The following is a 13258-nucleotide window of genomic DNA, read 5'->3' as shown; positions in this document are numbered from 1 at the left end:
GATCGCGCCTCCCTCCGGGAGGCCTATTCCCGGGCCGACGGCAGCATCCGGCCGAGGTCGCGGCCACCCACGAGATGGAGGTGGAAGTGCGGGACCTCCTGGCGCCCGTCGGCCCCGTGGTTGGCGAGGATGCGATGGCCGCTGGCGTCGATGCCGCGCTCGCGGGCGATGCGCCCGACGGCGCGGACGAAGGCGACGATCTCGGCCTCGCTCGCCGTCTCGGAGAAATCCTGGGCGGAGACGTAGCGCCCCTTGGGGATGACGAGGACATGGGTCGGCGCCAGCGGCCGGATGTCCTCGAACGCCAGGACGTGGTCGTCCTCGAACACCTTCCGGCACGGGATCTCGCCGCGCAGGATGCGGGCGAAGATGTTGGAATCGTCGTAGCTCATCGCCGTTGGTCCCCGTCGCCGTTGGTCCCGGTCCCCCGGCCGCCCCCTCACTCGGGCGGTCGGGAGGCCTTCTCCGCAATGCCGGACCGGCCCTCGCGGGCTGCCAGGACGGCCCACACGTCGTCCGGCCGGACGCCGCAGGCGGCCCACAGCACGAGCAGATGATAGAGCAGGTCCGCGCTCTCCGCGGCGAGGCGGTCGGGCCGCGCCTGCATCGCCTCCAGGACCGTCTCGACCGCTTCCTCGCCGACCTTCTTGGCGACGGCCGCCGGCCCCTTGGCGAGGAGCCGTGCCGTGTAGGAGCTGTCCGGATCGGCGCCGCGCCGCGCCTCGACGGTCGCGAACAGGCGCTCCAGCACCCGCGCATCCACCGTCATGGCCGCATCGGGATGCCGGCCTCGGCCATCCGCGCCTTCGCCTCGGCGATGGTGTAGGTCCCGAAATGGAAGATCGACGCGGCCAGCACCGCCGAGGCGTGGCCGTCGCGGATACCGGCGACGAGATGGTCGAGATTGCCGACCCCGCCCGACGCGATCACCGGCACGCGGACCGCGTCCGATACCGCACGCGTGAGGCCGATGTCGAAGCCCTGCCCGGTGCCGTCGCGATCCATCGAGGTCAGCAGCAGTTCGCCGGCGCCCAGTTCCACCATTCGGCGCGCCCATTCCACGGCATCGAGCCCGGTCGGGCGGCGGCCACCATGGGTGAAGACCTCCCATCGGCCGGGCGCCACGGCCTTGGCGTCGATGGCGACGACGATGCACTGGACCCCGAACTTCTCCGCCCCCTCGGCCACGAACTCCGGTCGCTGGACGGCGGCGGTGTTGATCGAGACCTTGTCGGCGCCGGCCAGCAGCAGCTCGCGGATGTCGGTCAGCGTGCGGACGCCGCCGCCGACGGTGAGCGGCATGAAGCACTCGTCGGCGGTGCGCGAGACGACGTCGAAGATCGTCCGGCGATCCTCGTGGCTCGCGGTGATGTCGAGGAAGCAGAGCTCGTCCGCGCCGGCCCGATCATAGACGCGGGCCTGTTCGACGGGGTCGCCGGCGTCGACGAGATCGACGAACTGGACGCCCTTGACGACGCGGCCGTCCTTGACGTCGAGGCAGGGGATGATGCGGGCCTTCAGCATGGCGCGGCTCGTCCGATGTGGCTCAGGCCGCGAGCGCGGCCAGCGCATCGGCCGCGGTGAGGCGGCCGTCATAGAGCGCCCGGCCGACGACGACCCCGGCGATCACTCCGGTCGCGCGCACCGCATGGATGTCGGCCACGCCGGCGACGCCGCCCGAGGCGATGACCGGGATCGAGACGGCGCGGGCGAGATCGGCCGTCGCCGCGACGTTGACGCCGGAGAGCGTGCCGTCGCGGTCGATGTCCGTGTAGACCAGCGCGGCGACGCCGGCGTCCTCGACGCGGCGGGCGAGATCGAGCGCCGTCGTCTCGGCCGTCTCGACCCAGCCTTCGACGGCGACGCGGCCGCCGCGGGCATCGATGCCGACGGCGATCCGGCCCGGGAAGCGGCGGCCGGCCGCCCGCACGAGGTCGGGATCGCGCAGCGCCACCGTGCCGAGGATGACGCGTCGGACCCCGGCCGCGAGCCAGCGTTCGATCGCCGCCATGTCGCGGATGCCACCGCCGAGCTGGACCGGCAGGTCGACGGCCGCCAGGATCGCGGCCACCGCGGCGCCGTTGACCGCCCGGCCATGCAGCGCGCCGTCCAGGTCGACCAGGTGCAGCCAGGAGAAGCCGGCCGCGGCGAAGCTCGCGGCCTGCGCGGCGGGATCGTCGTTGTAGACCGTCGCCTGGTCCATCGCGCCGCGCAGCAGGCGGACGCAACGGCCGTCCTTGAGGTCGATCGCGGGATAGAGGATCACCGGTCGAGCCTCTTGTAGTAGTAGCGGCCGGCCACCGGCGTGCCGTCGACGATGGCATAGAGCGGGTGTGTGCCCCAATGCACGAACCCGAGCGATTCGTAGTGTGCGATGGCGGCGGTCTGGGTCTCGCGGACATCGAGGTTCACGAGACGGAACCCCTCGGCGCGGGCCGCGTCGCAGACCGTGACCACGAGCTGGCGGGCGAGGCCATGCCCGCGCGCCCAGGGCGCGACGAAATGCGTCGTCATGGTCGCCGCGTGCGCCTGCACCTCGTTGTGGCGCGACGGCCGGAGCATCTGCGCCGAAGCGGCGATGACGCCGTCGAGCCGGCCGACGAAGAGCCGCCGCTCGGGAACGAGGAGAACCCCCTTCCAGTAGGTCTCCATGACCTGGCGCGGCGGCGGATTGAGCCAGCCGAAGCCGCCGCCGGCGCGGATCGCCGCCTCGGCGGCGTCGCAGAGGTCGGCGAGGTCGCCGCGCGCGAAGCGGGTCATCTCCTCGACGGAGGTGCTGGCGGCGAGCCCGGTCGCGGTCACGGCCGCCATGCCAGGAAGTCGGCGAGAAGGCGCAGGCCGGCGGCCTGGCTCTTCTCCGGATGGAACTGGGTGCCGATCAGGTTGTCGTGGCCGACGATCGCCGCGATCGGGCCGCCATAGTCGGTCGTGGCCAGCAGGTCGGACGGCCGATCCGGCCGGATGGCGTAGCTGTGGACGAAATAGACGTGCTCGCCCCGGTCCAGGCGGCGCAGCACCGGATGCGGCGCCACCGGACCCAGTTCGTTCCACCCCATGTGCGGGATCTTGAGCGACGGGTCGGAGGGCTCGATCACCCGCACTTCGCCGGCGATCCAGCCCAGGCCGGGGTGGACCCCGTATTCGATTCCGCGATCCGCCATCAGCTGCATGCCGACGCAGATGCCGAGGAACGGCCGCCCGCCGTGATGCACGGCCTCCTCCAGCGCCTCGATCATGCCCGGCACGGCGCCGAGGCCGCGGCGGCAGTCGCCGAAGGCTCCGACCCCCGGCAGGACGACATGGTCGGCCCGCCGCACCGCGTCCGGATCGGCCGTCACCGCGACCGGCCGCGAATCCCCCGAATCCCGCGCCGCCCGCGCCAGGGCCTTGGCGGCCGAGCGCAGGTTGCCGGAGCCGTAGTCGACGACCGCGATCGTCATGCGAAGGCCGAATCCCAGCCGCCGCGGCGGTCGGCCCAGCGCCGCAGCGCGCTGTCGGCGTCGCGCCCGGTGGCCATTCCCTCCTCGAGATAGCCGCGCCAGTAGAGCGCGCGCCGCAGCAGGTCGTGCGCCTCGGCGGCGAACAGGAAGCGGAAGGCGAACGCGATCATCGCCAGCTCGACCGGATCGAACCAGTGGCGCGCGAAGGCGGCGGCGAAGGCCAGGTCGACGGCGAGCACGACGGCGCTCCACAGCCACATGCGCCGGGCGAGGGTCCACAGCAGCGGCACCGGCAGCGCGGACCAGGCGAAGCCTTCGCGCACGGCGACCACGTCGTCGGCGCGGACATGGATGGAATAGACCCGCATCGGACTAGAGGACGCCCTTGGTCGACGGGACCGAGCCCGCCTGCCGGGGATCGAGCGCGAGCGCGGCGCGCAGCGCCCGGGCCAGACCCTTGAAGCAGCTTTCCACGATGTGGTGGTTGTTCTCGCCGTAGAGATTCTCGACATGGAGGGTGAGGCCGGCGTTCTGCGCGAAGGCCTGGAACCATTCCTTGAAGAGCTCGGTGTCCATGTCCCCCAACTTGGGGCGGGTGAAGACCACCTTCCAGACGAGATAGGGCCGGTTGGACGCGTCGAGCGCGACCCGGGTCAGCGTCTCGTCCATGGGGATGAGCGCGTCGCCCCAGCGCGAGATGCCGCGGCGGTCGCCCATCGCCTGGGCGAAGGCCTGCCCCAGGGCGATGCCGGTGTCCTCGGTCGTGTGGTGGAAGTCGATGTGGAGGTCGCCTTCGGCCCGGACGCGGATGTCGAACAGGCCGTGTCGCGCGAGCTGGTCCAGCATGTGGTCGAGGAAGCCGATGCCGGTCGCGACATCGGCGGCGCCGGTGCCGTCGAGATCGACGGTGACGGCGATCCGCGTTTCCTTGGTGTTCCGCTCCACGGTGGCGCGGCGCATGGGGCGTCCTCGGTTGGTGGCTCTGGTGCGGGTGGTCGGGGATTTCGCGGTTCTATAGCCCGAAGCGCCGACCGGCGCCACCCGCCCGCGGCCGTTCGTGCCCTTGATCGCGGCGACGGCGCGCCCCATCCTCTTGCGCGAACCTTCCGCGGCCACGCGGCCCGGCTCCGTCCGGGCCCGGTGCGCACAACCCCACGAGACGAATGACCGACCGCGACGTCCCCGCCTGGCACGGCACAACCATTCTCTGCGTCCGCAAGGACGGTCGCGTCGCCATGGCCGGCGACGGCCAGGTCTCGATGGGCCAGACGGTGATGAAGTCGAACGCCCGCAAGGTCCGCCGCATCGGCGGCGGCGACATCGTCGCCGGCTTCGCCGGCGCCACCGCCGACGCCTTCACGCTCTTCGAGCGCCTGGAGGCGAAGCTGGAGTCGCACCCCTCGCAGCTCGCCCGGGCCTGCGTCGAGCTGGCGAAGGACTGGCGGACCGACCGCTACCTGCGCCGGCTGGAGGCGATGATGGCGGTCGCCGACCGCAACGTCTCGCTGCTGCTGTCGGGCAACGGCGACGTGCTGGAGCCCGAGGACGGCATCATCGCCATCGGTTCGGGCGGTTCGTTCGCGCTCGCCGCGGCCCGCGCGCTCGCCGACCGCGCCGACATGGACGCCGAGGCGATCGCCCGCCGCTCGCTCGCCATCGCCGCCGAAATCTGCGTCTACACCAACGACAAGATCATCGTCGAAACCCTATGACCGCCTTCTCCCCCCGCGAGATCGTCTCCGAGCTCGACCGCCACATCGTCGGCCAGAACGACGCCAAGCGCGCCGTCGCCATCGCGCTGCGCAACCGCTGGCGGCGCCAGCAGCTCCCCGAGGAGCTGCGCGAGGAGGTGCTGCCGAAGAACATCCTGATGATCGGACCGACCGGCGTCGGCAAGACCGAGATCGCCCGCCGGCTGGCGCGGCTCGCCCAGGCCCCCTTCCTCAAGGTCGAGGCGACCAAGTTCACCGAGGTCGGCTATGTCGGCCGCGACGTCGAGCAGATCGTCCGCGACCTCGTCGAGATCGCCATCCAGATGACCAAGGAACGCCTCCGGCGCGAGGTCGAGTCGAAGGCGGAACTGCGGGCCGAGGAGCGGGTGCTGGATGCGCTGGTCGGCGACAACGCCAGCGCCGAGACGCGGCAGAAGTTCCGCAAGATGCTGCGCGAAGGCCAGATCGACGATCGCGAGATCGAGCTGCAGGTCACGGATTCGGGCCCGTTCGGCCAGCTTCCGACCTTCGAGGTCCCGGGCATGCCCGGGGCCAGCGTCGGCATGCTCAACCTCGGCGACATCTTCGGCAAGGCGATGGGCGGACGCACCAAGCCGCGCCGCATGACCGTGGCGCAGTCCCACGAGGTGCTGATGAAGGAGGAGGTCGAGAAGCTGCTCGACCAGGAACGCGTCGTGAAGGAGGCGATCCGGGCGGTCGAGGAGAACGGCATCGTCTTCCTCGACGAGATCGACAAGATCTGCGCCCGCTCCGGCGAGCGCGTCGGCGGCGACGTCAGCCGCGAGGGCGTGCAGCGCGACCTGCTGCCGCTGATCGAGGGCACCACCGTCTCGACCAAGCACGGGCCGGTGAAGACCGACCATGTGCTGTTCATCGCGTCGGGCGCCTTCCACATCGCCAAGCCGTCCGACCTCCTGCCGGAGCTGCAGGGTCGCCTGCCCATCCGGGTCAACCTGAAGGCGCTGGCGCGCGACGACTTCCGGCGCATCCTGACCGAGCCCGATGCCTGCCTCATCACCCAGTACAAGGCGCTGCTGAAGACCGAGGAGGTCACGCTCGAGTTCACCGAGGACGGCATCGACGCGCTCGCCGACCTCGCCGTCGAGATCAACGCCACGGTCGAGAACATCGGCGCGCGACGCCTGCACACGGTGATGGAGCGGTTGCTGGAGGAGGTCAGCTTCACCGCCGCCGATCACCCGGGGTCGAGCGTCACGGTCGACGCGGCCTATGTCCGCCAGCAGGTCGGCGAACTGGCCAAGAACGCCGATCTCTCGAAGTTCATCCTCTAGCGGCGACGGTCGGTCCGTCGATGCTGCTGCCGGCTGCCCTGCTGGTCATCGCCGGCAGCCTGCTGCTGGCCTGGCTCGCCGGCCGACGCCTGCCGCGGCCGTGGAACCGCATCGGTGCCGGCATCGCGCTGCTGCCGCCGGTCGCGATCGTCGCCGCCTTCGCGGCCGGGCTCGTGTCGGGCTGGCTCGGCTGCACGGAACGGACGCTGTGGCGCAGCCCGACCGGGGACGGGCGCTTCGTCCTCCAGGCCGACGCGATCGCCTGCGAAGGTGCCGCCACGAGCTACAACCTCCTCGTCGAGGAGGTGAAGGCGGACGGCAGCGGCGGCAGGGTGCGGGCGATCTGGCGCAGCCGCGGCAGCCCGGTCCCGGTGGCGGTCGACTACGAACCGCCGGCGTCCTTCACCGTCCGCGCCCACGACGGCTCGGCGACCGAGACCCCGGTCCCGCCCGCCCGCGTGACGCTCGAGGGAAGCGGCCTCACCCCCACGCCCATGTGGTCCTTCGACCGCGGCAAGCCGATCTGACTCATACCCTGTCCGGCGGATCGACACTCTTTCCTGGAGCGCGCTGGGTCCCGCGGACGGCGGTCCAGCGGCTCCGGCGTCCCTCGACGGCGCGCGGCGCGGCGCGCTCGGGACGGAGAAACGACCGGACTTGGGATCAGGTCGGTTCCGGCGCCGGCGCGGCCAGCGGCGCGCTGCGCCGCCGCCGCGGGGGCCGGGGGCGCGCATCCTCGGCGGAATCCAGCAGGCGGTGCATCGCCTCGACGGTCGCCGGGGAGAGGTGCCGCATGCTGCGCGCGAGGCGGTTGGCGAGTTCGGTCGCGCGCGGGGCGAGGCCCGCCGTGTCGACGACGACGCGGGGATGCGACAGGCGCGCGGCGCGCTCCAGCGCCTCGGCATCGTCCCAGATGATCCCGAAATACTCGCAGATCTGTACGAGCAGCGCGCGGCTCGGGCGGCCCTTCCGCCCGTGCTCGAGCGCGGACAGGTAGGCCGCCGAGATCTCGAGATCGGCCGCCATCGCCTTGAGGGTGATGCCGCGCTCCGCCCGCAGCCGTCGCACCGCCTCGCCGAACGGGGTCATGGCTCGGGATCGCCGGCCATCGAGGCGCGCCGCCGGTGGAGGTGCTCCCGGATCACCCGCACGAAGTCGAGCCGCCGGTCGTCCTCGCGCAGGCGCCCGACATTGGCGCCGTGATGGCGCCGGCGCAGCACGACGTCCGGAAGGACGCGGTAGCGCTCGCCCCGGTGCTCGGCCGCCAGCAGCCAGTGGACGAACTCGGCGACCCGTATTCCGGGATCGAAGAGCCCGACCCGATCGAAGACGGCGCGGCGGGCCAGCATCGCGCCGGTGACGAGCGCGGGCATCGGTCGCTCGGGCACGTGCAGCCGGGCGGCCGTCTCCTCCGGAACGTCGGGGCTGAGAAACTGCTCGGCATGGCCGAATGCCATCGCCAGCGTCGAATCCCCCGTCAGCGCGGCGAGGAGAAGGCGGCAATGGTCGGGCGTCCACAGGTCGTCCGCATCCAGGAACGCGACGAATTCCGTATCGACCCGCGCGATGCCGCAATTGCGCGCGGCGCCGATGCCCGACGGTGGAATCGACACCAGTTCGGGACGCAGCGGGTGGCTGGCGGCGATCTGCGGGCCGTCGTCGACCGACCCGTCGTCGACGACGATCACGCGCGCCACCGCCGGGTCCTGCGCCGCGATGCTATCGAGCGCGGCCGTGACGTAGCGCGCGCCGTCGCGCATCGGGATGACGACCGAGATGCCGCCCGTCATGCTGCCCGTCATGCCGCCCTGCCGGCATCGGCCACGGGCGGCTCGACCAGGAAATCCTCGAAGGCCGGCAGGGCCGGAGGCGGGTTCGCGCGGCGCCTGCGTCGCAGCAGCGAGCGCGCGATCGCCGCGGCGAACCCCTGCCGGGTGGCGGCGCGGTGGCGGGTCATGTTGGCGTCGTGCAGGTGATAGAAGAGCATGACGCGGCGCATCGTCTCGACCGCCGGTTCGCTCTCGAACCAGCGGAAATACCAGTCGATGTCCTCGGCGTAGCGGAGATCGACGGCGAAGCCGCCGATCCGATCGAAGAGTTCGCGCCGGAACAGCCCCGCGCCGACCTGGGGGAAGAAGGCCGGATACATCGGCATGCCGATCGCCGTCCAGGCCGCCTCGGCCTCCGGCGAGTCGGTGACGATCTGCACCTGGCCGACGAGACCGTCGAGGCCCGGGCGCGCCTCCAGATAGTCGAGCGTCCAGGCCAGCCGGCCGGCCGGCCACTCATCGTCGACATCGAGGAAGGCGACGATCGGCGCGCGCGCCATCCCGAGGCCGACATTGCGCGCCGCGGCGGGACCGCCATTGGCCGTCCGGGTCCAGCGGATGCGACCGTCGTGGGCGAGGCGGTCGCAGATCTCGGGCGTCGCATCGGTCGAGCCGTCGTCGACCACGAGAATGCCGAGCCGCGCCACCCCCTGTGCCTCGATCCGTTCCACGGCCGCCGTCAGGTGCCGGGCGCCGTCGAAGACGGGGACGACGACCTCGACCCGGGGCGTCATCGTCCGATCTCCTCCAGCAGCCGGTCGACGGCGGCCGGCAGCTGCGGCAGGTCGGTCCCCGCCGCCAGCTCGAAGCAGGGCACCGCCGCGCACAGGCGGGTCAGCTTGGCGAGGGTGCCGCCGCCATGGCCCGGCAGGTGCGCCAGGGTGGTCGGCGCCAGCGCCCGGATGCCGACCGCGGACGGCACCCGCCGGATCGTCGTGTCGCGCCGGCCGGTCACGCGCGGCACCAGGATGGCGCGGATCGGCATCTCCGCCACCAGGGCGTCCGGGAAACCCGCTTCGCCGAAGACCAGCGCCTTCTCGCCCGGCGCGCGCTCCGGGTTCCAGACATGGGCCGCCAGCCGCGGAAAGCGCCGCAGGGCGTCGTCCGTCAGCTTGGCCCCGCCATAGAGGCTGTAGACGGTGGGCCGCGGCCCGGCATCGACCAGGACATAATCGTCGCCGGCATAGGACAGCCCGCCCTCCAGGCAGGCGATCGTCGTCGTGGTCTTGCCCGAGCCGCTCGGTCCGGTCACCAGCACGCCGGCGCCCGGCCGGCCGACCGCGCCGGCATGGACCGGCTGCAGACCGGTGTCGGCCAGCCAGGCGTGCAGGATCGGCCGGAACGGAAAGCTCCGCTCCCAGTAGGGCGGGCTGCGCCGCATATGGTAGAGGGCTATGCCGCGCGCGCGGTCGAGCAGCGACAGCGTGTCGGCACCGAGCTGGTAGAAGGCCGAGAACCGCCCGTCGCCCAGATCGATTCCGCCCCGCTGGCCATAGGCCTCCGCCGGCCATGGCGCCGGCGGCAGCGGGCCGGCATCCTCGCTCCAGGCATGGATCTCGAGCCCGGCCTCGCCGGCGTCGGCAAGGCGGATGTGCGAGAAGGTGGCCGCGAAGACGGCTGCGGCCTCGGCCCCGGCGGCGACGAGCCGGAATGCGTCGCGCCCGAGCCGGTAGCGGCGCGCGATCCGGCCCTGCGTCTGCGTCGCCCGTTCGGCCACCGCGAGCGCGTCGGCGAAGAACCGTTCGAGGGCCGCCCGCGTCCCGGCGGGCGGCAGCCCGACCGCCGTCACAGCCCGGTCGTGGGCGCCTTGACGGGCCAGCCCACCTCGTCGACATCGTGGACGGGGTCGAGCGCCAGAAGCTCCTGGACGTCGGTGAAGCGTTGCAGCGCCAGCGCCTCGGCGATGTCGCCGGGGACAAGGTCGGCGTCGGACGGGCGGCCCGACGGCGGCGGTTCGACGGCGATCAGCGCCTCGTCGTAGAGGCCGGCGACGAACCGCTCCAGCGCCGGTCCGATGGCCTCCGGCGTCAGGCTGGTCTCCTCCGCGAAGCGGCGGCCGAGTGCCGCGACCGTCGTCGACGCGACCAGTGCCTGCCACAGGACCGCCCCCACGCCCTGGAGACTGTAGTAGGTGCCGGAATGCAGGTTGATGATGACGGCCTCGCCGTCCAGGGTCTCGTGGACGATCGGGTTGCCGCGGGCCGTCAGCCTAGTGTCGTCGGAGAGGTACATCGTTTCCCTGGGGTCCGGCATGCCGTCGTTGCAGCGACCCTACACTAGCGCCGCCGCCGGAGCAGCACATAGAGGGCGCCGCCGCCCCCGTCCCGCGGCTGCGCCTCGGCGAACGCCAGGACATGCGGCCGGATGGCCGGCTCGTTGAGCCAGCGCGGGACCATGCGCCGCAGCACCCCGCGCTCCGTGCCGCCCCAGTCGCCGCGCCCGGTGATGACGAGGAGGCAGCGCCGGCCCTGCGCCGCGCCGGAGCGCACGGCCCCGACCAGCGCGACATGCGCCTCCGCCTGGGTCAGGCCATGGAGGTCGAGCCGACCGTCGATCGGCACCCGGCCGCGCTTCAGCCGCTCGGCCGTGCGGGCGTCGACATCGACCGCCGCGCCGGCGTCGAGCCGCCCCCTGCGGCGTGCGTCCGGGCCGGGCGGCGAGGGACGGATGGGGGAAGCGCCCGGCGCCTCGCCTGCGGCCGGCGGAGCCGCGGGGGTTGCCATGGCCGGCGCCGCTCCCGTCGCCGGGCGCGGCGCACCGCGCTTCAGCGGGACGACATCGGCGACCGCACGTCGCCAGAGCTCACGGTCGCGCACCATCGGCCGATGCGTCGCCCGGATTGCCGCGTCGCTCGACCAGGACGATATGGAGACGGCGCGGCCCGTGCGCGCCGAGCTGGATCTTCTGCTCGATGTCGCCGGTGCGCGACGGGCCGGTCACGAAGTTGACGGTGCGCGGCAGCCCGCCGCCCGCCGCCGCCTGGGCCGCGCGGAGCCGGTTCCACGCCTCCTCGTAGGGGCCGACCACCTGGTCGGCATAGAGCACGACGATGTGGGTGTCGGGCAGGAAGTTGAGGGTCGTCGGCCGGCTCGCGTCCGACGCCAGCATCAGCGTGCCCGTCTCGGCGATGCCGGCGAAGGCCGGCGTCACCGAAACCGGGTCGTCGCCCTGGGACCGGCCGCGATGGATCGTCAGGAGGGGGCGGTCGGCCCAGGGGAATGCGTCCAGCGAAGTGTCGGGCGACATCACGATCTCGCCGGGCAGGTTGTAGCGGGCGAGATATTCGGCCACCGCGCCCGGCACGGCCGCCGGATCGCCGACCCGGTCGACCGTGGTGCTGACCGCCTCCGCCATCTGGACGAAGAGATCGACCACGGCCGCGGGTGGGCGGGCGGTCCGGGCCGGGATGAGGTTCGCCGGATGGTCCGCCAGGCGGCGTGCCAGCGGCGCCGCCGCCGCGGCGTCGAGGGCGCCGCGGCCGAGCGCACGGCGGAGCGCGCCCAGCATCTGGCTGCGGGCGTCGCCGCCCGGAGTGGAGGTCGTCATCGCCGGCCCCGCTCGGCCCACTGCGCCTGGAAGGTGCGCCCCTCGGGTGCCGGCATGTCGCGAACGCCGGTCCAGCCGCCGGCGAGCGGCAGGGAGGCGAACCGTCCCTTGCCCCGCCCGAGGCGCCCCAGGATGCCGGCTCCGAGCCGGGCGGCCAGCCCGTAGAGCGCCGGCCGCGCGGCGAGGAAGGCCCAGGCCCCGAGCCCCCAGCGCGCGGCCGCCGGGCCGAGGCCGCGCTCGACCTGCCGTTCGCGCCAGTGGCGCATCATCTTCGGCAGCGGGATCTTCATCGGGCAGACGCTCTCGCAGCGGCCGCAGAAGGTGGAGGCGTTGGGAAGATGCCCCGCCTCGTCGACGCCGATCAGGCCCGGGGTCAGGACCGCACCCATCGGGCCCGGATAGACCCAGCCGTAGGCATGGCCGCCGACGGCGGAATAGACCGGGCAATGGTTCATGCAGGCCGAGCAGCGGATGCAGCGCAGCATGTCCTGGAACTCGGTCCCGAGCATGGCGCTGCGGCCGTTGTCGAGGAGGACGACGTGATACGCCTCGGGCCCGTCGAGGTCGCCCGGCCGGCGCGGTCCGGTCGAGACGGTGGTGTAGGAGGAGAATTCCTGGCCGGTCGCCGAGCGCGCCAGCAGGCGCAGGATCGTCGACACGTCCTCCAGCGTCGGCACCACCTTCTCGAGGCTGGCCAGCACGATGTGGACCTTCGGCAGGGTCTGGGTCAGGTCGCCGTTGCCCTCGTTGGTGACGATGATCGACGAGCCGGTCTCGGCGACGAGGAAGTTGGCGCCGGTGATCCCGACGTCGGCGGCGAGGAACTTCGAGCGCAGGATCGTACGCGCCTCGTCGCAGAGTTCGCGCGCCTCGCCGAGCGACCGGTCCGCCGGCAGGTCGACGTGGCTCCTGCGGAACGTCTCCTCGACATCGTCCTGGTTGAGGTGGACGGCGGGCGCGATGATGTGGCTGGGCGGCTCCTTGCGGAGCTGGATGATGTACTCGCCGAGGTCGGTCTCGACCGGCTCGATCCCCTTCTCCTCGAGAAAATCGTTGAGCGCGATCTCCTCGGCGATCATCGACTTGCCCTTGGTCACGGTCCGCGCCCCGGCCGCGCGGCAGATGCCGAGGATCGTCTCGCGGGCCTCGGCCGCGGTGCGGCACCAATGGACGCGGCCGCCGCTCGCCAGGACCTTCTCCTCGTAGCGCTCCAGGTACCAGTCGAGGTTGGCCAGGGTGTGGTTCTTGATGTCGCGCGCGACGTCGCGCAGGCGCTCGAACTCCGGCAGGGCCGCGGCCGCGACGCGGCGCCGCTCCTGGAACCCGTGCCGGAGGTTCTCCATCGCCCGCTGCAGCCGCGGGTCGTGGAGGGCGCGCTGCGCGTTCTCCTTGAAGGCGTGCGAGGTCGACTGCATGGC

Annotated in this window: 19 protein-coding genes; 3 read left to right on the top strand and 16 right to left on the bottom strand. The window is 72.6% G+C overall.

Features of this window, described 5'->3' with window-relative positions:
- Nucleotides 1-23: 23 nt before the first annotated feature.
- From ACE3Q3_RS00400 to hisB, 8 genes are read right to left on the bottom strand one after another with little or no spacing between them, the layout of a single operon-like run.
- Nucleotides 24-392, bottom strand: coding sequence for a histidine triad nucleotide-binding protein (locus ACE3Q3_RS00400; protein WP_374440113.1), 369 nt, complete (start codon nt 390-392; stop codon nt 24-26).
- A 47-nt stretch (nt 393-439) separates the two neighbouring features.
- Nucleotides 440-769: a phosphoribosyl-ATP diphosphatase gene (locus tag ACE3Q3_RS00395; RefSeq protein ID WP_374440110.1), complete on the bottom strand. Its 330-nt coding sequence runs from the start codon at nt 767-769 to the stop codon at nt 440-442.
- Nucleotides 766-1524 (bottom strand): imidazole glycerol phosphate synthase subunit HisF, encoded by a 759-nt coding sequence (hisF, locus tag ACE3Q3_RS00390; protein ID WP_374440108.1) that lies wholly within the window; start codon nt 1522-1524, stop codon nt 766-768. The genes ACE3Q3_RS00395 and hisF overlap by 4 nt, the downstream gene beginning before the upstream one ends.
- A 22-nt stretch (nt 1525-1546) precedes the next feature.
- Entirely contained in the window at nt 1547-2266 is a 720-nt protein-coding gene (gene hisA / locus ACE3Q3_RS00385) for a 1-(5-phosphoribosyl)-5-[(5-phosphoribosylamino)methylideneamino]imidazole-4-carboxamide isomerase (RefSeq protein WP_374440106.1), read from the bottom strand.
- On the bottom strand, nt 2263-2811 hold the full coding sequence (locus ACE3Q3_RS00380) for an N-acetyltransferase family protein (RefSeq protein WP_374440103.1): 549 nt from the start codon (nt 2809-2811) through the stop codon (nt 2263-2265). The genes hisA and ACE3Q3_RS00380 overlap by 4 nt, the downstream gene beginning before the upstream one ends.
- Entirely contained in the window at nt 2799-3440 is a 642-nt protein-coding gene (hisH, locus tag ACE3Q3_RS00375; protein ID WP_374440100.1) for an imidazole glycerol phosphate synthase subunit HisH, read from the bottom strand. Before hisH ends, ACE3Q3_RS00380 begins: the two co-directional genes overlap by 13 nt.
- Nucleotides 3437-3808, bottom strand: a complete 372-nt coding sequence (locus ACE3Q3_RS00370; RefSeq protein WP_374440098.1) for a hypothetical protein — start codon at nt 3806-3808, stop codon at nt 3437-3439. Before ACE3Q3_RS00370 ends, hisH begins: the two co-directional genes overlap by 4 nt.
- Before the next feature lie 4 nt (nt 3809-3812).
- Nucleotides 3813-4400, bottom strand: a complete 588-nt coding sequence (gene hisB, locus ACE3Q3_RS00365) for an imidazoleglycerol-phosphate dehydratase HisB (RefSeq protein ID WP_374440095.1) — start codon at nt 4398-4400, stop codon at nt 3813-3815.
- A 203-nt stretch (nt 4401-4603) separates the two neighbouring features.
- Here hisB and hslV point away from each other — a divergent pair, with 203 nt between their 5' ends.
- The 3 genes from hslV to ACE3Q3_RS00350 are packed head-to-tail and all read left to right on the top strand — an operon-like array spanning nt 4604 to nt 6992.
- Entirely contained in the window at nt 4604-5152 is a 549-nt protein-coding gene (hslV, locus tag ACE3Q3_RS00360) for an ATP-dependent protease subunit HslV (protein ID WP_374440092.1), read from the top strand.
- Nucleotides 5149-6465 (top strand): ATP-dependent protease ATPase subunit HslU, encoded by a 1317-nt coding sequence (gene hslU / locus ACE3Q3_RS00355; protein ID WP_374440089.1) that lies wholly within the window; start codon nt 5149-5151, stop codon nt 6463-6465. Before hslV ends, hslU begins: the two co-directional genes overlap by 4 nt.
- Nucleotides 6466-6485: 20 nt before the next feature.
- Nucleotides 6486-6992: a hypothetical protein gene (locus tag ACE3Q3_RS00350; RefSeq protein WP_374440086.1), complete on the top strand. Its 507-nt coding sequence runs from the start codon at nt 6486-6488 to the stop codon at nt 6990-6992.
- A 136-nt stretch (nt 6993-7128) separates the two neighbouring features.
- Here ACE3Q3_RS00350 and ACE3Q3_RS00345 read toward each other — a convergent pair whose 3' ends face one another.
- The 8 genes from ACE3Q3_RS00345 to ACE3Q3_RS00310 all read right to left on the bottom strand — a co-directional run bounded on the left by ACE3Q3_RS00345 (nt 7129) and on the right by ACE3Q3_RS00310 (nt 13255).
- Nucleotides 7129-7554, bottom strand: a complete 426-nt coding sequence (locus tag ACE3Q3_RS00345) for a helix-turn-helix domain-containing protein (RefSeq protein WP_374440084.1) — start codon at nt 7552-7554, stop codon at nt 7129-7131.
- The gene (locus ACE3Q3_RS00340) at nt 7551-8267 is read right to left on the bottom strand and encodes a glycosyltransferase family 2 protein (RefSeq protein ID WP_374440081.1); all 717 of its coding nucleotides are present in this window, start codon (nt 8265-8267) and stop codon (nt 7551-7553) included. Before ACE3Q3_RS00340 ends, ACE3Q3_RS00345 begins: the two co-directional genes overlap by 4 nt.
- On the bottom strand, nt 8264-9028 hold the full coding sequence (locus ACE3Q3_RS00335) for a glycosyltransferase family 2 protein (protein WP_374440078.1): 765 nt from the start codon (nt 9026-9028) through the stop codon (nt 8264-8266). The genes ACE3Q3_RS00340 and ACE3Q3_RS00335 overlap by 4 nt, the downstream gene beginning before the upstream one ends.
- Entirely contained in the window at nt 9025-10083 is a 1059-nt protein-coding gene (locus tag ACE3Q3_RS00330; protein ID WP_374440076.1) for a hypothetical protein, read from the bottom strand. Before ACE3Q3_RS00330 ends, ACE3Q3_RS00335 begins: the two co-directional genes overlap by 4 nt.
- Nucleotides 10080-10547 carry a PqqD family protein gene (locus ACE3Q3_RS00325; protein WP_374440073.1) on the bottom strand — a complete coding sequence of 156 codons (468 nt, stop codon included), beginning with the start codon at nt 10545-10547 and terminating at the stop codon, nt 10080-10082. Before ACE3Q3_RS00325 ends, ACE3Q3_RS00330 begins: the two co-directional genes overlap by 4 nt.
- Nucleotides 10548-10570: 23 nt before the next feature.
- Complete coding sequence (locus tag ACE3Q3_RS00320; protein WP_374440071.1) at nt 10571-11017, bottom strand: Smr/MutS family protein; 447 nt, start codon at nt 11015-11017, stop codon at nt 10571-10573.
- Between the two features lie 79 nt (nt 11018-11096).
- Nucleotides 11097-11840 carry a lactate utilization protein C gene (locus ACE3Q3_RS00315; protein ID WP_374440068.1) on the bottom strand — a complete coding sequence of 248 codons (744 nt, stop codon included), beginning with the start codon at nt 11838-11840 and terminating at the stop codon, nt 11097-11099.
- Complete coding sequence (locus ACE3Q3_RS00310; RefSeq protein WP_374440065.1) at nt 11837-13255, bottom strand: LutB/LldF family L-lactate oxidation iron-sulfur protein; 1419 nt, start codon at nt 13253-13255, stop codon at nt 11837-11839. Before ACE3Q3_RS00310 ends, ACE3Q3_RS00315 begins: the two co-directional genes overlap by 4 nt.
- Nucleotides 13256-13258 lie beyond the last annotated feature (3 nt).

Origin of the sequence: Allostella sp. (genome assembly GCF_041913585.1) — a bacterium.
GTDB lineage: Bacteria > Pseudomonadota > Alphaproteobacteria > ATCC43930 > Allostellaceae > Allostella.
This window is presented reverse-complemented; position numbering and strand designations above follow the sequence as displayed.